This window comes from Paenibacillus sp. VTT E-133291, from assembly GCF_002264395.1.
GTDB lineage: Bacteria > Bacillota > Bacilli > Paenibacillales > Paenibacillaceae > Paenibacillus_AQ > Paenibacillus_AQ nitricinens.
Genome location: NZ_NFVA01000097.1, coordinates 1 through 22,700 on the forward strand (window position 1 = coordinate 1; position 22,700 = coordinate 22,700).

The 22,700-nt window shown below is 44.5% G+C and carries 16 protein-coding genes; 7 read left to right on the forward strand and 9 right to left on the reverse strand.

Going from position 1 to position 22,700, the window contains the following annotated elements; translation table 11 throughout:
• Positions 1 to 322 (forward strand): hypothetical protein (locus tag CA598_RS26575; protein WP_218832627.1); only part of this gene is annotated, 322 nt, incomplete at its 5' end.
• Positions 323 to 1,069: 747 nt separating this feature from the next.
• On the opposite strand, the gene pstA is transcribed toward CA598_RS26575, so the two are convergent.
• The 6 genes from pstA to uxuA form a co-directional block, all read right to left on the reverse strand.
• The gene (pstA, locus tag CA598_RS26580; protein WP_094874314.1) at positions 1,070 to 1,945 is read right to left on the reverse strand and encodes a phosphate ABC transporter permease PstA; all 876 of its coding nucleotides are present in this window, start codon (positions 1,943 to 1,945) and stop codon (positions 1,070 to 1,072) included.
• Positions 1,942 to 2,889, reverse strand: a complete 948-nt coding sequence (gene pstC, locus CA598_RS26585; protein WP_094874313.1) for a phosphate ABC transporter permease subunit PstC — start codon at positions 2,887 to 2,889, stop codon at positions 1,942 to 1,944. Before pstC ends, pstA begins: the two co-directional genes overlap by 4 nt.
• A gap of 82 nt (positions 2,890 to 2,971) precedes the next feature.
• Positions 2,972 to 3,832 (reverse strand): phosphate ABC transporter substrate-binding protein, encoded by an 861-nt coding sequence (locus tag CA598_RS26590; protein ID WP_094874312.1) that lies wholly within the window; start codon positions 3,830 to 3,832, stop codon positions 2,972 to 2,974.
• Between the two features lie 53 nt (positions 3,833 to 3,885).
• Complete coding sequence (locus CA598_RS26595; protein WP_094878456.1) at positions 3,886 to 5,322, reverse strand: stalk domain-containing protein; 1,437 nt, start codon at positions 5,320 to 5,322, stop codon at positions 3,886 to 3,888.
• 244 nt (positions 5,323 to 5,566) lie between these two features.
• A complete protein-coding gene (locus CA598_RS26600) occupies positions 5,567 to 7,189 on the reverse strand; it encodes a mannitol dehydrogenase family protein (protein ID WP_094878457.1) in 1,623 nt (540 codons plus the stop codon).
• Positions 7,190 to 8,266: a mannonate dehydratase gene (gene uxuA, locus CA598_RS26605; RefSeq protein WP_094878458.1), complete on the reverse strand. Its 1,077-nt coding sequence runs from the start codon at positions 8,264 to 8,266 to the stop codon at positions 7,190 to 7,192. It lies immediately after the preceding gene.
• 221 nt (positions 8,267 to 8,487) lie between these two features.
• Here uxuA and CA598_RS26610 point away from each other — a divergent pair, with 221 nt between their 5' ends.
• Positions 8,488 to 9,141 (forward strand): GntR family transcriptional regulator, encoded by a 654-nt coding sequence (locus CA598_RS26610; RefSeq protein WP_094878459.1) that lies wholly within the window; start codon positions 8,488 to 8,490, stop codon positions 9,139 to 9,141.
• A 109-nt stretch (positions 9,142 to 9,250) separates the two neighbouring features.
• Here CA598_RS26610 and CA598_RS26615 read toward each other — a convergent pair whose 3' ends face one another.
• Both CA598_RS26615 and CA598_RS26620 read right to left on the reverse strand, forming a co-directional pair.
• Positions 9,251 to 12,691, reverse strand: coding sequence for a glycoside hydrolase family 2 TIM barrel-domain containing protein (locus CA598_RS26615; RefSeq protein ID WP_094878460.1), 3,441 nt, complete (start codon positions 12,689 to 12,691; stop codon positions 9,251 to 9,253).
• 96 nt (positions 12,692 to 12,787) lie between these two features.
• On the reverse strand, positions 12,788 to 14,878 hold the full coding sequence (locus CA598_RS26620) for an alpha-glucuronidase family glycosyl hydrolase (protein WP_094878461.1): 2,091 nt from the start codon (positions 14,876 to 14,878) through the stop codon (positions 12,788 to 12,790).
• A 130-nt stretch (positions 14,879 to 15,008) separates the two neighbouring features.
• On the opposite strand from CA598_RS26620, the gene CA598_RS26625 reads away from it, so the two are divergent.
• The 5 genes from CA598_RS26625 (at position 15,009) to CA598_RS26645 (ending at position 22,075) form a co-directional block, all read left to right on the forward strand.
• A complete protein-coding gene (locus tag CA598_RS26625; protein ID WP_094878462.1) occupies positions 15,009 to 15,893 on the forward strand; it encodes an AraC family transcriptional regulator in 885 nt (294 codons plus the stop codon).
• Between the two features lie 263 nt (positions 15,894 to 16,156).
• Complete coding sequence (locus tag CA598_RS26630; protein WP_373455849.1) at positions 16,157 to 16,888, forward strand: ABC transporter ATP-binding protein; 732 nt, start codon at positions 16,157 to 16,159, stop codon at positions 16,886 to 16,888.
• Positions 16,885 to 17,940: an ABC transporter permease gene (locus CA598_RS26635; protein ID WP_094878464.1), complete on the forward strand. Its 1,056-nt coding sequence runs from the start codon at positions 16,885 to 16,887 to the stop codon at positions 17,938 to 17,940. Before CA598_RS26630 ends, CA598_RS26635 begins: the two co-directional genes overlap by 4 nt.
• A gap of 18 nt (positions 17,941 to 17,958) precedes the next feature.
• The gene (locus CA598_RS26640) at positions 17,959 to 18,648 is read left to right on the forward strand and encodes a TetR/AcrR family transcriptional regulator (RefSeq protein ID WP_094878465.1); all 690 of its coding nucleotides are present in this window, start codon (positions 17,959 to 17,961) and stop codon (positions 18,646 to 18,648) included.
• Positions 18,649 to 18,730: 82 nt separating this feature from the next.
• Positions 18,731 to 22,075 (forward strand): DEAD/DEAH box helicase, encoded by a 3,345-nt coding sequence (locus CA598_RS26645; RefSeq protein WP_094878466.1) that lies wholly within the window; start codon positions 18,731 to 18,733, stop codon positions 22,073 to 22,075.
• 60 nt (positions 22,076 to 22,135) lie between these two features.
• On the opposite strand, the gene CA598_RS26650 is transcribed toward CA598_RS26645, so the two are convergent.
• Positions 22,136 to 22,700, reverse strand: a 565-nt coding sequence (locus tag CA598_RS26650) for an exosporium glycoprotein BclB-related protein (protein WP_306440486.1), incomplete at its 5' end; no start/stop codon positions are given.

Consider the following 22,700-nt stretch of genomic DNA (forward strand, 5'->3'; position numbering starts at 1 on the left):
TCAGGGGTTCGAATCCCTTCCGGGACGTCAGAGTAACAGCCTTCCTTCGGGGAGGCTGTTTTTGCGTTCAGGGGATGCGAAGCACGGAGGTTCGTCGGAGTATAGGCATCGAAAGCATACGCTTCGCAGTCAGCCCTTTGGGGCTGTATCCCGCTCTGGACCCGTTAACAACCTTCCTTCGGGGAGGCTGTTTCTGCGTTCAGGGAGAAAGACATTCGACACGAGTGCTAGAAAAACAGGAGCTGAAATCATCGTTCTTCAGACGAGATTTAATAAAAACCAGACAGTTAGGTTCGTTGAACAGTTTGTGCTAGGTGGCTAGGCTAGTGCGGATACAGTTGATGCTTCTCGGAGTTAATTGCGGTGCGTATAGGATGGGTACGTTCAGGGCACTAGGTTTATAGAGTAACTTCGGCAATTGTTCTGGTGCGGATACAGTTGACGTTTCTCGGAGTTACTTGAAGTGCGTGTAGGCTGGGAACGTTCAGGTACTTTCTAGTGTAAAACTCTCCTAGGACCAGATCGAAAAGGATTATATTATCCTAGCTAGACTGTAACTATAGGGAAATCCTCCCTATAAAATTGCCTAGAATCGCTAAAAATCAAGCTTTATAGGAATTTCTACCCTTAATAATACTCAAAATCCCTATTTATGATCAAAACATAGATATTATAGGGAGGATTTCCCTATATAAGCATTAGAGACCATAGAGCGTCGAATTATAGGGAGATATTCCCTCTATGCGAATACTCAACAAACAATCCATAAGTAATCAAGCAATCCCCGAATCAGCCAGCATTCGCATGTCCCCATTAACACCACCGAATCCACCAACACTCCGCAAGTTTCCATTTACAATTCATGAGCAACTCGCCAATTTCACTATGCTGAGCGTAATCATTCAATCACAGAAGATCTGCATATCCAAAATTAACGTAGCTAGTTTTCTCTCCATTAAAAAGCTCCCAGATAAAATCTCAAAAAGCTGTTCTAAGCGAACGCTAACATTCCCTTAGAGCAGCTTTTCGAAATAAAAGCCTACAGGTTTCCCCCGTAGACCCCAGTTCATTATTTGCGGCGATTGCTAAGCCACAGCGGAAATCGAAATGCAAAATTGATAAACAGAACTACAAATACAAGTACCGCTGCCGACTTATCAGCAATTTGACGCGCATCTTCTACAATCGCCTCGGATTGTACATACCAAAGGTGTACGGCCAGCGTCTCACCCGGGGAGAACAGATTGAAATCCCACATTTCACCCGAGGTACTGAGACCAGCGGTAAGGATAATAACCGCAGACTCCCCGAAGGCGCGTCCAGCAACGAGACAAATCCCAGTAACAATGGCAGACATTGCAACGGGTAGAACTACCGTGCGGATCACGTGGAATTTAGTCATCCCAAGCGCATAACCAGCCTCGCGGATGTCCCCAGGTACAGCACGTACCGCTTCCTCTGTCACTCGCGCAAGCATAGGTAGATTCAGCAGCGCCAAGCTGACGCCTCCGCCAAGAATCGTCAGACCGACATCGAAATATTCTGCAAAAATTGCAAGTCCAAGCATACCGAACACAATCGATGGAACCGATGACAGAGATTCTACGCAAATACGTAGTGCCCCTGTAAATTTATTATCTGGGGCATACTCAGCCATATAGATTCCCGCACCCAAACCAATGGGAACGGAAATAATCAGCGAGATGAACAAAATGTAAAAGGAGTTAAACAATACCGGGCCAATCCCACCACCTGCGTCAATCTCTTCAGGCTGTTTAATCAGGAAATCGGGCCGAAGTGCCGGTAAACCTTTACTAAGAATCGTGAAGAGCAGCCAGAAGATCAGCAACATGACTAAAGCCCCAAGGGTATAAAACCCTATGGTCGCAATTTTATTGTTTCTTTGAGCACGCGCTGTATGCTTTGTACTTGCGAATCCGTTCACGCTGCATCCCTCCTTTTTCTACCCAGCACGCGGATGATCAGAATTAATACAAATGATATTACTAGCAAAAGAAATGCCATCATATGTAATGCATAGTTCCAGGTAGAGTCAAACTCTACATTGGAGATTTGCATAACGATGTTACTAGTCAGCACCGATGCTGGCGTGAATAACGTCTTCGCCAATTGCGGTGTATTCCCGATAACCATAACTACAGCCATCGTCTCACCTACAGCACGAGTCATACCTAGAATAACCGCAGAGATAATCCCCCGGCTGGCCGCAGGCAGGATTACACGCATGATGACCTGTAAACGGGTAGATCCAAGAGCATATGCTGCATCCCGATATTTGCGCGGCACAGAGACAATGGCATCATCACTGATTCGGCAAATGGTTGGCAGTACCATTAAGGCGAGCACAAGTGCAGCGGCTAACAAGCCATCGCCTAAGCTCTCCCCGCTAATTCTGCGTAAGAAAGGAAGTAATACCGTTAAGCCTATATATCCGTAAACAATTGAAGGAATACCTACCAATAAATCCAGCACTGGACGAATAAAAGTCTTCATCCATTTTGGGGCAATCTCTGCACAAAGTACTGCCATCCCTACCGAGATAGGAACTGCGATCAGCAGCGTTAATGCAGTTAGTGAAAGTGTATTTACAATGAAGGCAGCCGCTCCAAAAGAATCCTCTTCCGGCGTCCAGTTAAAGGAAAAGAAAAAGTCCGCAGGCGAGAGATGGCCGAACAGAAGCATAGCCGTTTTGCCGATAAATAGAATTACAAGTCCAAGCACAAAGCAAAGCGCAAGAATGCTGAATAAAAAATAAAACTTAAACAATTTGTTACTAAACAAATGTCTACCGTGACGTTTGGAGTTAGCGCTAACCTGCGTTACGCTCTCTTTTCCCCTAGTTGCCAAGCCGTGGACTGGTGCCCCCATACTTTCCCTCCTGTAAGCGGCCACCCCCGTATCAAGATCGGAGCTGGCCGCTGTTACCGTTCAATATGATCTTCAGATGATATTAGCCCTTCATTGCTGCGATCGGAATAAATTTAAGCTTTTTCAGGGAACCTTGTTGGAACTTCTTGCTTTGTACGTATTCGATAAATTCTTTTGTTGCGCCAGTAGGTTGGCCTTTAGTCATGTAGTAACCATAAGCCCAGATCTTATAAGATCCATTGATTACGTTGTCTGTAGTAGCAGCTACACCGTTGTGTTTAACAGCTTTTACGTCGCCACTTACATATACAAGGTCGATATAACCGATGGAGTTAGGAGTTGTTCCAACGGCAGTCTTCATGTCACCGGATGAACCTGTTTCTTTATAGTTTTTAGCTTTTTTAACGATATCTCCGCCATCCAAAGCTTTAGCTTGATAGTTAACGCGTGTACCGGAACCGAAAGAACGAGTGATAACCACGATGTCAGCATCTGCACCGCCTACTTCTTTCCAGTTCGTGATTTTACCTGCATAAATTCCTTTAAGTTGTTCAGTTGTAAGGTTATCTACGCCAACATTTTTGTTCACGATTGTAGCAAAAGGAATAACAGCTACTTTGTTTGCTACCTGTCCGTCAAAAGCTTTGAAGCCTGGTACGTCCATGCTAGCATCCCAGTCGCAAGCGCCGATATCAGCGATGCCTTTTTTAACAGCTTGAGGTCCAGTTACTGAACCTTTACCGGAGGCTGCGATTTTTACTTTAGGGTGCAGCTTCTGGAATTCTTTTGCCGCTTGAAGCGTCAATGGAAGAAGTGCGGTCGAACCGTTAACTGTGATTTTACCTTTAAGTGAATCGGCTGCTGCTGCAACCCCTGCGAAAGATGCCGTTACCGCAATTACAGCCGTTAGAGCCGTTACTGTTAGCTTTTTGAAAATCTTCATTTGTATTATTTCTCCTCTCGGCTCTACGCCGTTAAATATAATTAGGAAATTTATTATTTCGACAGTTGCAATGCTTTACCGCCTTGAACCACCCATACACCGCCGTCACTTACGATAGCAAGCTTGCTTCCATCCTTCGAAACAGCTACTTCAGATACATCTTCAGTGGAGCGGAACAGTTCAGTCTTAGCTCCATTGTTATCAATGGAATAGACTACTGTGCTTCCATCTGCCGCTAAACCTGCTACAACCAAGCCGTTCTTAACGCCAGTAGACCAAGTTACTTCAACATCAAGTGCAATGTTGCTGCTTGTTCCGTCTGCTTTTACAACCTTCAATGTGTTAGCTGCATTACCCTCAGCATCTGCACTCAGGTAAACGACGCTACCATCTGCAGAAATTTCAGGGTACAGTTTGTTATCCGGTGTAGTTGTCAGTGCAGCGGGTTTAGCATCTTTCGTAGCCAGGTCAAGCTTGTAAAGCTGCTCTCCAGCAGAGCTGAAGTCGACAGTAAGGGAATCTTCTGTGCTGTCTGCATCGTTTTTAGCAACACCCGTCAGGTTAACGATATAAACGGCGCTCTTTTCGTCAGCGGAAATGCGCAGTTCGGATTTATTTTCTACTTTGTCCGCCAATACGGATTTAACTTCACCAGTGTCTACTGAGATTTTTGCGATTTTCTCTTGCTTGTCACCTTGGACGAAGTAAATATTTTTACCATCATTTGACCAAACCAGATCCGTTTTTACACTATTGTCCGTACCAAGCAGCTTAGTAGCTCCGCTAGACAGGTTAATCAGATTCAACAAACCCGTCTCATCATTGAAAGCTCCCCATTGCCCATCCGGCGACACTGCAAAATCCACTGCACTGTCATTCGATGAAAATATTTCGTAGTTACCTGGCTCAGTGCTGAACTTGATAAGTTGAGCAGATTCAGCATCACTTTTGTTCGCAATCAGACTTCCAGCTGCTGTCCAGTGCAAAGTATCAAACAATCCTTCAGGACGGGCAAAGCTTAGAATCGTGCTAGCATCAGCATCCAGTTCTCCACCTAATGCATAAACTAACTTAGAAAGCTCTACATAGGTTTTACCGTTATAAAATACTGGAGCAACTGTGAACGTCTCGGAATTACCATCTACTTGATAGCTCTTCGAGCCTGTTTTGAGCTTCACATTATGTAATCCCTTGCTGTCATTAAGTTCAAACCCGCCAGCTCCAAGTACTAACTTAGCTCCAATTTCACCAGTTACCTGATTCAGCGAGTACAGCTTGTAACCACTGCTATTAATGGTGTTAAACACAATCGGCGTACCATTTACATTCCAAGTAGCTGTACCTTCTTTAACTGCTGTTTTTGCAGCGGTTTGATTGGTAGCTACAGATTTTACATTACTGCCGATGCTAGCTGCAGATACACTCCCAACGCTTACTGTTGCAAGAAGTGCTGAAGCCAACGTTGCGCTAATCCATTTACTGTTTTTCAATTAGATTCACCCTTTTCGTATAGGTAACTGCTAATGTCATTTTCGTCTACAATTGTCAACTCTGTTGCAGAGGAATGTAATGGAAATATTAACTATAATTATTTTTTTGAAAAAGTAGGTATATTAGCGTACTAGACTGCTAAATTCAGATAAACCAAATGGACTAGACACGAAAAAGCCTCATGGGGGAAAACTCTGCCGTGTGCAGTAGCTTTTACTCCATGAGGATTTTTGTAAATGTGATCTACACTAATTCTTCATTTAAATGTTGTTCCAACGTTCTCCTAACATCTCCTGGGCCTTTCAGCATCTCATAGAAGTAACTTTCAATCTTGCTACCCAGACCGATTTCATATAAAGGTACACCAAAAATCTTCTCATTTTCTAGAATCCTATGCACATTAGAGGTCGAATCTCCCAAAGTCACTCCTTGCAGATGCGCTTGAAGTAACTCCATTAACGGATCAGGACTCAGCTCAAAAGCGTTCCCTTGGTCATCCACTCCGATCAAATAGCGGCACCAGGCAGCAATTGCTAGTGGAATCGCCGTCAATTCAGCTGGATGAAGATCTTCGCGTTGTACATAGGATTTGATCGTTTCCCCATAACGAATGCCTACCTTCTGCGACGTATCTGTCGCAATTCGCTGCGGGGTGTCCGGAATAAATGGATTCGCCAAGCGCTCTTGCAGTACTTCATCCAAGAACTGCTGTGGACGTAGAATGATAGGATCTACAACTACAGGCAATCCTTCCTTATACCCAATCCGCTCGACTAATGTACGTAGGGTCTGATCCTGCATCTCATCCGAAATCTGTGTATAGCCTAGTAGACAGCCAGTGACCGCTAATGCAGTATGCAAGGGGTTTAGACAGGTGGTAACTTTCATCGTTTCTACCCTGTTCACGGTCTCACGATCTGTGAATATAATGCCGGCTTCTTCTAATAAAGGTCGCCCATTCGTAAACTTATCCTCAATGACCAGATATTCGCTAACTTCTGCATTAACAAAAGGTGCGGTATGAGCGTTTCTCGAGGTAATAAGTATATCCATGCCGCCAATCCCTTGCTCCTGTAAAGCCTTACGTACTTCCTCGGATGGACGTGGTGTGATTTTATCGATCATCGACAAGGGGAATGTTATGCGACTCTCGTCTTCGAGGTACGCAACAAAACCTTCCTCCACAAGCCCTTTCGAAGCCCATGCCTTGGCGATTGTAATCACGCTATTTTTCAGCATATCCCCATTGTACGAACAGTTATCCATACTGACAAAAGTCATCGGATACTGGCCTTTTAGATATCGACGGTACGCTAGAGAAGCGATCACACTCATGCTGTGGGAAGGCTGCTCCGGCCCTTGCTCCATATCATGCTTCACGATATTCAGGTACATTCCATCAGCACCGGTCAAGGTATAACCTTTCTCTGTAATGGTGAAACTGGCCATCTGCAGACTCGGATTTTCAAAAATTTCAACTAAACGACTGTAATCCTGCGCTCGATTCTTGTTTGCCATAATAGCTTCGGTAATGCTGCTAATGACCTTTTTCGTAAACTCGCCACTAGCATTCATTAGTACGAGAAGTGTCAAATGATCATGAGGCTTATAAATCTTGTCAATCAGCTCGTAGTCAGAGGAGGTAGCGGCGATAATACCTGTATCTGCTTTTCCAAGCTCCAACAGCTTCTGGTGAGCATTCGCAACAAATCCCCGAAAAATATTTCCCGCCCCAAAATGAATCCATTCCGGCCTAACGCGCGTATTCTCCGCCACCTGCTCATAATCAAAGTGAGGAAGCTCCACGTTAGCGTCCTTCCACGCCTCTGCACATGATTCAATACTCTCTCTTGTCAGAAGCAGCATTCACTTCACCCCCGTCGTATTGTTGAGACTATCCCACACACCAAGTAAATACATGATCCCCATTGCTCTATCGTACAGCCCGTATCCCGGGCGGCAAGTCTTCTCTTCCCCCCACAAATGACGACCATGATCTGGACGCACATACCCCGTATATCCATTCTCATGATACGCTTTAACAACCTCTGCCACATCCACACTGCCATCCCGTCCACGATGAGACACCTCAATAAAATCACCGTTCTCAAAAACCTTAACATTTCGAATATGGGCAAAATGAATACGATTACAAAATTCCCGAATCATAGCTGGCAGATCGTTCTTCGGATTCGTACCGAGCGACCCAGTGCAGAAGGTTAATCCATTATACGGACTATCTACTGCGTCAAGTAAACGGCGGATCGTATCACGGCTGCGGACAATGCGGGGCAAGCCAAAGATCGGCCAAGCAGGATCATCGGGATGAATAGCCATTTTGATGTCGACTTCTTCACAGACAGGAATAATGCGCTTCAGAAAATAGACCAAGTTCTCGAACAGCTTCTCTTCCGTTACATCTGTATAAGCGGCGAATAGCTCATCGAGCTTCGCAAGACGCTCCGGCTCCCAGCCAGGCATTGTAAATTCGCCGGCCCCCTCGAGAATACGATTCACCATGTCGCGCGGGTTCTCATTAATGGCTGCATTTTCATAAAAAAGTGCATTCGAGCCATCCGGCAATTCCTTGTACAGCTCCGTCCGAGTCCAGTCAAAGATCGGCATGAAATTGTAACAGATCACTTTAGTACCGACCTTGGCTAGCTTCCGTATGGTGTCTATGTAAATATCGATATATTTATCACGCGTCGGGAGTCCAATCTTGATATCATCATGGACGTTCACACTCTCTACTACGGCAGTGCTAAACCCTTTGCTCGTAATTTGATCCGCAACCTTTTGAATGTCATCCATTTCCCACACTTCGCCCGCTACCTTATGATGTAGTGACCAGACAATACCCATTACCCCCGGAATTTGCCGGATATGATCAAGCGTAATGTTGTCATTGCCTTCTCCATACCATCTCCATGTCATGTTCATCTAGATAAACCCTCCTCTAATTTCAAACGTCGTGATCTTGTATACAAGATAATATATTCAAATATTAGATTTAAGCAATAGCTTTTGTCAATGATATTAATTCACTTATTGAAAACTTGTATACAAGATAAAAAGAATATATAATTAAATCACTTTCTAATATCAGGATCCCGTTTCAGATATCCGAATTCCAAAATCAATGGCAATGGAGACGTTACCTCATGTCCACCAAAAATGAAATTTTGAACTTGTTGAAGCACGAAATTCGTAATCTAACCCTAAAGCCTGGAACCATTCTAAGTGAGACCGTGTTGTCTGAGCGGTTCCAGATATCCAGGACACCTTTACGTGATGTGCTAAAACAGCTATCCCTAGAGTCCTATATTGATGTGTATCCAAAGAAAGGGAATCTTGTTTCGTACATTGATTTGGAATCTGTCGAGCAGATGATCTATTTAAGAAGTGTTCTAGAAAAGGATATTATCAAAGGTCTATCCGGTAGTCTTACTCTAAAAGGTATCCTCGAGCTTAAGCAAATCTTAGAAGAACAAAGAAATGCCATACATCAAGAACATGCCATTGAGCACTTTTTTGCTTTGGATGATGCCTATCATAAGACGTTATTCACATTAGCAGGACATGAATTTTTGTGGGAGCAAATTAAGTTCTCCCATGTGCATTATGAAAGATATCGACGCCTGCATACCCTAAAGCAAGAAAAGCTGGAGAAAAATTTGAGCGAGCATCACATGATCCTGGATTGTATGACAAACCATGAACCAGACAAAGTAGATGAGCTAGTCCAGCATCATTTGCGTGAGGATATGAACTCCTTATACTTACTGGAGAATTTTGCGGATTATATTAAAGCGTAATCACTTACTTAAAAACTTACTTAAAATAAACTGACCGCCCCACGCAGCCACCTTCATGGCTTTGGAGACGGTCTTTTTTCTCATTTATCGTAGTAGTTGAAGCAACCGATCACTCAAAACGAAACCAACCGAAATCGAACTGACTTCCAGGCAAGAAGATAAAGGTTACCTTCTGTTCCCCTGTCACTTTCTCCAGCTCAAATACTCGCTCTACATATCCATCTGACTCTGTAAATTCGATCAGTTGATTATTAGACTCTTCACCCTTTTCGAAGCGAAGATGAATGGTGTTCTTATCGATCGGGGATCTCCCACAAATGACCAGCTTAGAAGTACCTTCTGTCATAAAATCCATCTGCTCGAACACGAGAGATACGTTATTCCCAATCCCTTCAACACCCTGCTCCGCGATGGTGAACGTATCACCATAAATACGATCACCATCTACAGCCCTATGCTGCTCGAACGCTCGGTTCTTTTTCACAAATGAAAAGCCTTTTATGTGCACTTTCTTCTGCAATACGAAACAAACAGAGCTGATGCCAGTGAGTCTCTTGGATAATAGATAGGTTGCCTCCTGATATACATTCCATTGCGACTCCTTCTGATAGATAACATCTGCCAAAAGCTCACTGTTCTCTTCGTCCGGCATGCCTTCCCAAATCTGGAGCTCATAGGCTTCGCTAGACAATGCGAATAGGGGAATCGTTATCAAATCCGATCCATAAGGTCCAAAGTCGATCTCGCGATAAGCAACCTGGGTCTCACCATCTCGACTCGTAGCTACGCCTCGTTCATTTCCATTTCCGACTTCGCCCTTAACCTCATCATATAGACCGCCAGATATAAATCCATACGGATCCTTGTAAGCCGTCCCAAGACCAGTAGCTGTAAATTCCAACTGTGAAATCAGCTTTGTCTTTTCTGTACCGTTCTTACTCATACAGCGAACGCGGAAACTCCCATCTCCTAATGCCGTGATCTTGGCTTCATTTCCAAACGATACGATCCTAGCTAGATTGGACTCAATCCCAGCATCATTTACAATCCTCCACTCCACTTCAGAATAGGAAGTTTCTACAGGGTAAAGGTTTGCGTGTACAATCATTTCTCTTCTATTTTCATTAAACTGTTGTCCAGAATGACTTATAATTTCTATTTTTCGCAAAGGAATTTCTTCTACATTTCCCGTTACACATGGCATCTCTAGGTTTCTAGTGTTAGCTGAAATGCCTATTCTACTATCTTCCACAGGAAGCGATTGAAGCTGTAGCTTACTACCTGCTAAATCTTTCGAGGTAACCTCAACCGTTATCGTACCTGCTTCTAATTCCGCAGCAACAATCGCCATAAGCTTACCGCTGAACAAACGTCTACCCGTTCCTTTGTATGGATCATAGTCCGTGCTATCTCCATTGTCTAAACCGATCAAACGGCCTGCTCCGCTCACCTGAACCTGAACGCGATTGTTTGCATTCTCAACGGCGTTACCGCGCTCATCCTCCATCGTAATTTCAATGAAGATTAAATCTGTGCCGTTCGCAAGGAGTGTACCCTTATCAGCCTTTAAGCAGATTCGACTCGCATCACCGAAAGATTTCCTGATGTCAACTGCAATGATTTGGCCAGCCTCATCATAAGCGATTGCCTTGAGCTCGCCTGGTTCATAAGGAAGCTTCCACCAGCCCGCTAACTGCGTTCCATGCACATGATCGATTTCATAGGTCCCAACACTCTTACCATTGAACTGCAATTCTATCTTGGGAGCATTCGAGCAGACTCGAACATCGATCATTTGACCGGGATTGAAATCCCAATAGGGAAAAATATGCACCATGGGATGTTCCTTGTAATTTGTCCAAGCCGATTGATAGATGTAATAGGAATCCTTTTTAAAGGTCGCTGTATCCATCTGCCCGAAATACGAATTCTTCGTATGATACGGTGTTGGTTCACCAATATAGTCAAAGCCAGTCCATATGAATTGTCCCAATGAGAAGGCTGCATCGCGCTCTGCAATAATACAGGCTTCTGCTGACTTTGCTCCCCAGCTTGTAGAGCTATTACCTAGCGCAGAGCACTGCTCGTCGTCGTCAGCCAGGATGGATTGCTCGAATGGGAAATGGTATATTCCCCTGCTCTGTACAATAGAAGCGGTCTCACTACCATAGATAATCCAGTCAGGATGTTCCGCGTGATGCTGATGATAATATTTTTCCGCATAATTGTAGCCTGCCACCTTTACGATGTCCGCACATTTCTGAGCATTCTCCCAAGGCATATAGTTCGATCCAAGGGTCACTTTCCCGTTGCCTCTCGGATCATATTGAAGCACGGCTTCCATCAACATGCTCGTCAATTCTTGCCCTCGCTTGTTAGCATGCGTATCATAAATTTCATTGCCAATACACCACATGAGCAAGCTTGGATGATTACGATCTCGCATGACCCAGCTTCTCACATCTTTTAACGCCCAGTCCTTAAAAAATCTTGCGTAATCATATGGGGTCTTCGATCGCTCCCACATATCAAAGGCTTCCGAAACCACAAGCAGCCCCATTTCGTCCGCCAGATCCATAAGCTCTGCAGCAGGCATATTATGAGCGGTACGTATCGCATTTACGCCCATGTCCTTTAAGATCTCAAGTCTTCTTCGCAATGCCGCTGTATGAAACGCCGCACCCAATGCGCCAAGATCATGATGTTCACAAACACCATTCAATTTGATCTTTTGCCCATTCAGTAGCATCCCCTCTTGCGGATTTAATACAATCGTTCGAAAGCCTAAACACTGTGTTACATCTTCTATTGTTGTCCACACTTCATCAGAATTCTGGTCAGATGCCTTATGCTGCAATTCTGTTTTTAGCTGATATAAATGGGGAGCATCGGGACTCCATAATAAAGGATTCTCTACAGTCAGTACCTGACTTATACGTGAGGCATCTTGTGTTAGCTCTGCTGCCGGGATCTTCTCAACACAGGTCTTTATCACTCGATCCTTATGCAGAATGGTTTGGGAAAGCCGCATATCTCCTGTAATGCTCACATCGGTGTCGATCTCCACTTGCCAAACGTCATTCTTTTGTACCGCATGAATGTAAATTCCATCTGTCACAATATGATTACAATCTCTTGTCTTGAGCCATACATTCCGATAGATACCCGCTCCTGAATACCATCTACTATTCGGACTCCGGTGCACGACCTTCACAAGAATTTCGTTCTCCCCGTCTATTAGACTATCCGTAATCTCATATTCAAAGGAAGAATAGCCGTATTTCCACTCTCCAACCCATTGATTATTCACATAGATCGCAGAGTCCATATAAACTCCATCAAAGCATAACAGTAACTGCTTATCATTCTTCGCATTCATAAAAGACTTACGATACCATCCAATACTATTCTCATACAAATCTAATGTGTTATAAATCAACCAATCATGAGGGAGATCTACGGGATGGAAATCCAAGGACTCAGCATTCGTCACATTTAAAGTGCTCTTAGCAAATTCCCAGCCCTCATTAAATAATCTTTTATGATTCAATGTGTATCTTCCTTTCTTCTCATAGAATTATGAAACAAAGGGATGGAGCAAGAGAAGGAGTGGCCCTGCTGGGCACACTCCTACTAATGCTAATATTTAGTATATTGTGCGTTGATGCTGGTCTGGAATACCGCTTTTTCGATAGAAATACGTATTGATGATATCTCTCCACTCGCGGGCATGTAGTACCTGTTCATGCAGACGGTCTGCCACCTGCCCGTACCTGCTGTCGTCCATTTTCCCCTCAAGGGATTGCCACTTCTCTTTGAGCCCTGCTGCCCGGTCCACGCCATCAAAATGCGTATCATAAATATGCTGGATGACCGTTTTACCAGATTTAAGAGTATGCGTATACGGTACATGATGAAAGAACAGTAATAGCTCATCTGGACAAGTAGCTACCGATTCATACATATCTACATTCGCTCCTTGATACTGAGCAACATATCCCGTACCCGTCTTTATTGTCCGGTCTACGCCAATCCCTTGTAAGTCTGCAAAATGATACGTTCCCCATTTCGAGTACTCATATCCATCCACACTTGGACCGTAATGATGATCTGGATTGACCATCCAGCCTACGCCAAGCGGCGAAGTATAAGATTCATAGATAGGCCAAGAGGTTAACAAGATCTCACGAATCGTATCTATTAACTGCTCATCCTCTGCACCGAATGTGAGCATAATCCATTCCTTCGCGATTTGCTCTGCACTTAATTCCGGATACCAAGCGAGACGACCGTAACCATACAGATTGGCCTGCGCTAATAAATGCCCCGTCCAGTTATGATCATTGCCAATATTTGAAACAGCAGCGAAGCCGCTATACTTATAACCATACATAGATCCATCAACAACCCGCTTCACCGATGACTCCGAATCTGTTGCGTAAGTATTAAAATCAAGAACTTCCTTCCATTGAGGGACGAGGTAACAGACATGACGCTGTTGGCCTGTATATTCCTGCGTAATTTGGAACTCAATCATCATATTCGTATGCTCCATGGCACCGAACAGCGGAGATACACCTTCACGTACTTGGAAATCCATTGGACCATTCTTCACCTGTAAAATAACATTCTCCATAAACTGGCCATCCAGCGGTTTAAAGTGATCATATGCCGCTCGTGCACGATCGGTGGAGCGATCCCGCCAATCCTGTTTGCAATTGTAAACGAAGCAGCGCCAGATGACGATTCCCCCGAAGGGCAATAAAGATTCAGCCAGCATGTTCGAACCTTCTGCATGATCACGATCATAAGTGAATGGACCTGGACGATTCTCTGAATCAGCTTTTACGAGGAAACCGCCGAAATCTGGAATCAATTTATAAATTTCTACCGCCTTTGCCTTCCACCATTGGCGTACATCAGAATCTAACGGATCAGCTGTATTCAACCCACCGATTTCGATCGGGCTAGCATAGTTAATACTTAGAAACAGCTTGACCCCGTAGTTACGGAAGATATCGGCAATCCGCGCGATCTCAGGAAGATAGCGTTCCGTAATAAACATCGTTTCAAACCGATGTACATTGACATTGTTTATAGCAATCGCATTGATTCCTATCGAAGCGAGCATTCTCGCATAATCTTGCAATCGATCAAAGTCCTTAGTGATTTCGTTGTCTGAGTAAAATATGGACTTCCCTGCGTAACCACGTTCGATGCTTCCATCGATGTTATCCCATTGATTCATCATGCGGAGAAGATTTACAGGATTGTCCATCACATCCAACGCTTCGATAGATTGACCTGTTCCAAGCAAGCGTAGGAATGCAAATACACCGTACAATAATCCCACGGGTGTGGAAGCACCAATTGCAATACAGTCCTTCTCCGTGTTTGTTCGAATGGCATAACCTTCTGATCCAATGGCTGTCCTTGTAGCCTCGCTAAAGGTATGCGTAATCAACGAATGATTACTATCAAACGTACCGATCACAATACAGCCCTGCATATCTTTATCCCGAGATTCAGCAATGGTAACTTCTTTATCGAGCATTCCTTGTATGCCGCGTATTAGTTCTTGCACAGCACTTTTGATCACTGGATGATCCCGTTCGGAGATCAAAATGTTTTTGCACCAAGCAGCATAGCACTCTCTTACTGCACTAGTTTGAATATATGGATATTCGAGCCAAGCTTTATACCCTGCGTGTTGTAATTCCGTCTTTTGTTCTGCCATAATTCATTGTCCTCCATTAGTGAGTAAGACTTTTTAATCTAATCTAGATGTTGCTGACTGTGCAATGGTTCTCTTATACTTTTGTAAACGATAGGTTATCCGCATCCCTACTAATAGGAGGAACACGAATGTGACGTACCATGAGCAGCAGGACTTACAACCGTTCCAGCTCTATTTTGTATATAAAAGAACAAGTACAAATACAGACGACTATCAAGGTACATTCCATGCTCATCAGGGTGTTGAAATTCTTATTATTCATGAAGGTAAAGGGACGCTCATTATTGATCAAAATAGCTATGAAATAAAGCCAGGAATGATTTGTATTTTCCAGCCGTATCAACTGCATCATATTCAAATTGAAATCAATAAGGCGGTTCCGTTCGTGCGTTCGATTGTGCATTATGAACCCAGCCTATTTAAAGCTTATTTTGACAAGTGGCCCGTCCTACAAAGCTTTTTCCATCATATTCACAGCGGCCATTCTTCCTCACCCCGATGGTATGAACAGGAGGATCTGCAATCGCTGATAGCTCTTCTGAAGGATCTGGATAAAGCGCTTCCAAGTTTGACTAAAAATGATTTCATGGAAGAGGTCTCATTATTTCTCATCACGTTCCTGCGTACTTTAAAGCCGCTTTGGGATACACAGCAGAAGCCGGCCTCCATGGAACAATTGCTTCGTAAACCACATCAGGCAGAACGTATTATGGAATGGCTGCAGTTGCATTACAAGAAACCTTTGCGGCTCGATCAAATGAGCAAGGATCTACATCTTTCCCCCCATCATTTATCCCACTTATTCAAGGAATGTACAGGAAGTAGTATTTCCGATTATTTAACGGTCAAAAGAATGCAGGAAGCCGTTCATCTTCTGACTTCAAGCAAATACACGGTTGCACACATCGCCGAGGAAGTAGGTATCACAAATTGCTCTCATTTTTGCAAATTGTTCAAAACCCATTTCGGCACAACGCCAAATCAATTTCGGAAGCAATGGCATTTGCATCATTGAGTTGTCGAACATCCCCAGCTGTATTCCTTGTTAACATCATATCAAGTTGGTTCGTGAGCAGGTATTCACATCTTGTGCAAAAATGCCGCTACTTTGCGATTTATACCTGATTGTCAGTTGATTTCAAGTAGCGGAAATCTAGCACTTTACATTTATTGGATTCCGGAGCACACTAATGAGTGAGCGCTCACTCAGTAGTGTTGTGCAGAGTACTCAGTAACACCACTTTGTATCCCAGACTATTCAGAATCGAGGAGATGAATATGGGTTTGGAAGTTCCAGTCATTTCAGTGAGCCATGTTAGTAAAGCCTTTGGAGACAAACAGGTGCTCGAAGATATTTCACTTCAAGTGGAGCGTGCCGAAACCTTCGGCATACTGGGGCCCTCTGGCTCCGGGAAAACAACGCTAGTAAAGCTGCTTACAGGTATCGATGAGGTGACCTCAGGTGAGGTAAAGGTGCTTGGTGTCACTATGCCTAAGTTATCCATGCTGCAGCAAATTGGATACATGGCTCAATCTGATGCCCTATATACGGAACTCAGCGCAAAAGAAAATCTGGAGTTCTTCGCTGCGCTATATGGACTAAAAGGTGCAGAGCGCGGCAAACGGATCAAAGCTGTTATGGAACTAGTAGATCTTCAGGAGCATCTGCGCAAAAGAGTAGATCAATACTCCGGCGGAATGAAACGCCGCCTATCCCTGGCGATTGCGCTGCTCCATGAGCCTCCGCTACTTCTTCTTGATGAACCGACAGTAGGTATCGATCCTGTACTCCGACTATCCATCTGGAAAGAACTAAAAGCTCTTAATCGGAAAGGTACCACGATTGTACTAACTACACATGTCATGGATGAAGCTGAGAAATGTGATCGCCTTGGAATGATCCGTGATGGCAAGCTGCTTGCCGCCGACACACCCGCCGGACTGCTTGAAGCCACAGGCTCAGCTTCTATTGAGGAAGCCTTTCTATATTATGGAGGTGTCCGTTCATGAGAATCCGAGCGATCACCTTACGGATTTTGCGACAATTTATTCATGATAAAAGAACGATGGCCTTAATGTTCATTGCACCGCTCATCGTTCTAAGTTTAATGAGCTTGGTATTCAACGGGGATGCCTATGAGCCTAAAATCGGGGTATCCGGGATACCACTAAATATCTCCGCAGTGTTAAAAGAAGAAAACGCTACAATTAAAGAGTATGCCAGCGAAGAGCTAGGGAAAAGTGCTCTAGTAGAAGGAAAGATTGACGCTTTGATCACTTTGGACGGAAAGGCTGGGGAATCAGGAGTCATCCCCCAAGTGCTGTTAGAAGGCAGCAATCCGACCGCCAATAAAGCGGTGATCCTGACGCTTCAACAGTTATCACAAAAGCTTCTTCCTGATACAGAGAAACAGCTGCAATTACAACCTCAGATTAGCTATCTATACGGTTCTGAGAATATGAAGACCATTGACCGCTTCGGTCCGATTATGATTGGTGTATTTATTTTCTTTTTCGTATTCCTGATTGCCGGCGTTTCTTTCCTGCGAGAACGGACTACAGGCACCCTTGAACGCCTACTTTCTACTCCCTTAAAAAGATGGGAGATTGTACTCGGCTATGTATGTGGTTTCGGCATTTTCACCGTATTTCAAGCCCTGTTGATCTCGTGGTTTTCCATTCAGATCCTTGGCATTATGATGATAGGCAGCTTTGGTTATGTCATGCTCCTCACTATGCTGCTGTCGATGACAGCGCTGACGCTGGGTACGCTATTGTCTGCTTTTGCTGCTAACGAGCTACAGATGATTCAGTTCATTCCGCTCATTATCGTGCCACAGGTCTTCCTCAGTGGACTGTTCCCACTCGATACCCTACCGATGTGGCTACAGCGCGTTGGCTACGCAACGCCAATTTATTATGGATCAGAAGCGCTTATGAACATCATGATCCGCGGCAAAGGATGGAGTGCCATCGCTCTGGATGTGTATGTGCTGATCGGATTTTCATTATTATTCATGCTTCTGAATGTATTGGCACTGCGCAAGCACCGCAAAATGTAGCGAATTTGGAGGGCAATAATGAAGAAAAATGATTCTTCGGAACAAAATATAGATGAACAGTGGATAGAAGAACTGCTGGCCTTACGTGAAGACGAAAAGCTGACACCGAAACAGATTTCCATCCTGCATGCGGCGATTGAGGTATTTTCCGAAAAAGGATACGCTGCTGCTGCGACTAGTGAAATTGCTCAAAAGGCAGGCGTGGCCGAGGGAACGATTTTCCGATATTACAAAACCAAAAAAGATTTGCTGCTGTCCATCATAGGCCCCACCATGAGTCGGATGCTCGCTCCCTTTGTATTGCGTAATTTTAACGGGGTACTCGATGTTCCCTATAACAGTTTCGAGGAATTCCTACGTGCGTTTATTATCAACCGTCTGGAGTTTATTCGCAGGAATTTTAAAATTCTAAAGATTCTGATACAGGAAATCCCTTTCCAACCGGTGCTCAGAGAACAGTTCGCAGAAAATATTCTAAGTAAGGTGCTGGAGCGCGTCATCGAAATCGTTGAACACTTCAAAGCAAAAGGTGAAGTCATCGAATTACCTACACCCGCTATTCTACGCTTTACTATTTCATCCGTTGTAGGATATGTGCTTAATCGCCTGCTGCTGCAGCCGGAGAAGGACTGGAACGACGAGGAAGAAATTAACCTGACGATCCGTTTTATTATGCACGGGATTAGTGGAGTAGCAGCCCCTATTTGATGCGCACGCCCGTTCTGTTATCATAAAGACTATATAATAATCGGACTTTTCGAAGAACAAGTTACGAGGAAGGAATTATGTTATGGGCTTTAGTGTGACAGAACGGATAATTAAGCTGCTGTGCGGCAAGTCTGTTTTTGAAAAAGGATTGGCTTATTACCAATCTGGAAGCATTGATATAATAGATATTGAAGAACGTAATGAATCCATCCCAGATCTGCCCCGATCTCGTTATGAAGCGCTTGTTCAAGGGGGCATTGGCTACGAAGTCACTGTTGTCATCGATATCGATGGTGATGTCACGGCAGAGTGTACTTGTCCTGCTTACTCGCATGGAGGGCCTTTCTGCAAACATATCGCAGCCGTACTGATCAGCATCGATGCCCTTGAAGCTGCTGGAGAACGGCCAGATTATACTGGAACTTCTAGCCCATCTGCTATTGAGGATACTGGAGTCTTAACCCCACGTATTTCTACGGATTCTACGCGAGACATGGGAGGAAGGTCCAGAGACCAGCATCTTGTGAGCAACCTGCTAGGCATGTTCAGTAACCATAAGCCACGTCCGAGCGGTACTGGGGCTTTTGTAGATAATAGAATTCCATTAAATGTCGAGTTCATCTGCAAGCCATTCACTTACAGCTATAGCACTACCATGCTGGGAATAGAAATGAAAATCGGCTCAAAACGACCCTATGTCGTTCATAGAATAAGAGGTTTTCTGGAACGTGTACATCGTGGAGAAACCTTCGAATTCTCGAAGCATTTCGTCTATGACCCTGCCATTCACAGCTTTCTGAAGGACGATAACATCGTTCTTCAAAAGCTAATTGAAATTGTCTTAAATGAAAAAATGTATCGCGATAACGTCACTAACTATTCTCCATATGGTGGCAACCTGGGGGGAGATCGTCTGCTGGCTATCCCTCCTTTTTTCTGGGAGACGCTTCAGCCCGCTCTTTCAGAAGTTTCATCGGTATATCTGCAACAAGAAGAGGTGTTGTACGAAGGTATTCATATGTCTAATGAAGCACCACCCCTTAGCTTTGCATTCGAACAAGCCGAAGGCGAAGGATACCATCTGGATATTCAAGGACTTGAGCAGATCTCAGTTCTGGAAGACTACAGACTCGTGCTGTCTGAAGGTAAGCTGTTGAAGCTATCTGCTCAGGAATGCATGCGTCTATCTGAGATGAAAAAAATGTTGGAATCCTCTCGTCGAGACGGCATCGATATTGCCCCCGAACAAATGGAGCCCTTTATGGACAAGGTTCTCCCTGGTCTGAAAAAACTGGGAAATGTACATATCGCCGACTCTATCGCTGATCGGATTGTGCAACATAAGCTTATCGCGAGGCTCTATCTGGACCGTGTGAGAGATCGGCTGCTCGCCGGGCTAGAGTTTCAGTATGGTGATATTATCATCAATCCTTTGGATGAAAAAGCCCATGTTCGCGGTACGGACTTGATTCTTATACGCGACGGTGAAGGAGAGGCCCGAATTTTAGAGCTGATGGAGCATGAATCCTTCGCCAAAACCGAAGGCGGGTATATTATGACGGATGAGGAAGGTGAGTACGATTTTTTGTATCACACGATTCCGTTGCTTGAGCCACTACTCACGGTCTATGCGACCACCGCTGTCAAAGAAAGATTGTTCACGGGAACCACACCACCCAAGGTAAGCATTAGTTGGAATGAGAAAACCGATTGGCTTGATTTTAAATTCGACATGGGTGGTATTCCCGAATCTGAGATTGTGATGGTCTTAAAATCGCTTCAGGATAAACGTAAATACTACCGATTGCCTGAAGGGGCACTGCTACCGCTGGAGAGCGAGGAGCTCCAAGAAATCATCACCTTTATGAACGAGATGGGCATTCGAGAAGGTGAGATTAAAGGTGCGCAGTTCTCTTTACCCGTCGTTCGCGGGTTACATCTAACCTCTTCCGATTCTCAAAGTGACTCCGTCAAACTGAGCAGATCCTTTAAACGTTTACTTGCGAATATGCACAATCCTGAGAATCTTGATTTCCCTATACCAGAGAGTCTAGCTCCTGTGCTCCGGGATTATCAGCAGTATGGATTCCAGTGGCTGAAGACGCTTGCCCACTATCGTTTTGGCGGTATTTTAGCGGATGATATGGGTCTTGGCAAAACGCTGCAGAGTATCGCTTTTCTGCTCTCCGAGCTTCCGGATATTCGTCAGAGTGGTCTGCCCGCTCTTATTGTCGCTCCTGCCTCTCTCACCTACAATTGGCATAATGAGCTTAAAAAGTTCACGCCTGAGATCAAGGCTGTTATTGCAGATGGAAGCTTAACGGAACGCGGTCGAATTTTAAAAAATGCAGCGAAGGCGGATGTAATCATTACCTCTTACCCACTGCTTCGAAGAGATGTTCAGTTGTATGCTAAGAAATCTTTTCATACCCTGATTCTCGATGAAGCGCAAACCATAAAGAACCATACTACTCAGACCGCCCAAGCTGTAATGGCTCTTCAGGCCCGGCATCGTTTTGCACTTACTGGAACTCCTGTTGAGAATGCGTTAGAAGATCTTTGGTCTATCTTTGGCACTGTGTTTCCTGGGCTCTTTCCAGGTAAGAAGGCTTTTCACGATTTGCCGAGGGAAACTATCGCGAAACGGGCACGTCCCTTTTTGCTGCGGCGCTTAAAGAGTGATGTATTAAAAGAATTGCCTGAGAAAATCGAATCACTCCAAGCCTGTGAGCTGTTCCCTGAGCAGAAGAAGTTATATGTCGCTTATCTCGCACGTTTGAAAAAAGAGGCGCTTAAGCATTTGACCCAGGATAGTTTCGGTAATAATAATCGCATTAAAATCCTTGCTGGTCTCACTCGTCTGCGCCAGCTATGTTGTCACCCAGCTCTATTTGTGGATGGGTATGAAGGAAGCTCTGCCAAGTTCGAGCAGCTGTTTGAAATCATAGAGGAATGCCGCAGTTCGGGTAAACGAATGCTAGTATTCTCCCAGTTCACAGAAATGCTCGGTTTGATTGGACGTGAACTCGGATATCAGGGGATTCCATATTTTTACCTAGATGGCCAAACGCCTGTGTCTCAGCGAGTAGATTTATGTAATCAGTTTAATGAAGGAGAGCGAGATATTTTCCTGATCTCCTTAAAAGCTGGTGGAACCGGACTCAACTTAACAGGGGCAGACACTGTAATCCTATACGATCTATGGTGGAATCCTGCCGTAGAGCAGCAAGCAGCCGATCGGGCACATCGAATCGGGCAGAAAAAAGTAGTGCAAGTGATCCGGCTCGTCACCCAAGGTACTGTGGAAGACAAAATGTATGAGCTACAACAGAAGAAAAAGAACTTGATCGATGAGGTAATTCAGCCAGGTCAGGAAGGGTTATCTACCCTTACAGAACAAGACATTCGTGAAATTCTGATGATCTAAATAAAGGGATATCCTGTAGCCATACGGCTTTTGGGATATCCCAATTTCAGATTCATCGGATTAAGCGATTGTAACGCCTCCGCTAGCATAGCCAGCAATGGTTGTCGCAACGTCAAGCCCGGCCGTTACCGTTGAAGTGAAGACCAGAAGCAATCGTTCTCCTACCGTAACTGGAATACTTAAGCCTGTGGTAGTACCACTGCTAATCGTGCCAAGTGAAAGTACACCTGTAAATGCAGGACTTAATGTGACTAAAGCTCCAGGTACTGCTGTGAAGGTATTGTTAGGCGTAGAAGAACTATATAATTGAGCAGTGATTGTTACTGTGGACCCCAATAAAGATAGTGCAGCTGTTGTACTGAAATAGGCTGCCATAGACGTAATCGTTCCGGCACGAGGAACTGAGAAGGCAAAGTTCAATAAGGTCCCTGCTGCTCCTGTAAGATCAATAGTGCCCCCTGTAATAGCAATGTTTGTTGCGTTGCTGCCGAAGCCGACTGCGCTTGAAGTATTCAGAAGACCTCCCAAAACTGTGGTCATAGCTACTGGCAGACCAGAAGCATACGGAATAATTGCACCTGAACCTGTGGCGCCCGTTGCTCCAGTGGCTCCCGCTGTTCCTGTT

Excerpts from the sequence above, each read along its gene's own strand:
- CA598_RS26590 (WP_094874312.1), bottom strand. The coding sequence starts at position 3,832 with ATGAAGATTTTCAAAAAGCTAACAGTAACGGCTCTAACGGCTGTAATT.
- CA598_RS26635 (WP_094878464.1), top strand. The coding sequence starts at position 16,885 with ATGAGAATCCGAGCGATCACCTTACGGATTTTGCGACAATTTATTCAT.
- CA598_RS26630 (WP_373455849.1), top strand. The coding sequence starts at position 16,157 with ATGGGTTTGGAAGTTCCAGTCATTTCAGTGAGCCATGTTAGTAAAGCC.
- uxuA (WP_094878458.1), bottom strand. The coding sequence starts at position 8,266 with ATGAACATGACATGGAGATGGTATGGAGAAGGCAATGACAACATTACG.
- pstC (WP_094874313.1), bottom strand. The coding sequence starts at position 2,889 with ATGGGGGCACCAGTCCACGGCTTGGCAACTAGGGGAAAAGAGAGCGTA.
- CA598_RS26640 (WP_094878465.1), top strand. The coding sequence starts at position 17,959 with ATGAAGAAAAATGATTCTTCGGAACAAAATATAGATGAACAGTGGATA.
- CA598_RS26610 (WP_094878459.1), top strand. The coding sequence starts at position 8,488 with ATGTCCACCAAAAATGAAATTTTGAACTTGTTGAAGCACGAAATTCGT.
- CA598_RS26620 (WP_094878461.1), bottom strand. The coding sequence starts at position 14,878 with ATGGCAGAACAAAAGACGGAATTACAACACGCAGGGTATAAAGCTTGG.
- CA598_RS26645 (WP_094878466.1), top strand. The coding sequence starts at position 18,731 with ATGGGCTTTAGTGTGACAGAACGGATAATTAAGCTGCTGTGCGGCAAG.
- CA598_RS26600 (WP_094878457.1), bottom strand. The coding sequence starts at position 7,189 with ATGCTGCTTCTGACAAGAGAGAGTATTGAATCATGTGCAGAGGCGTGG.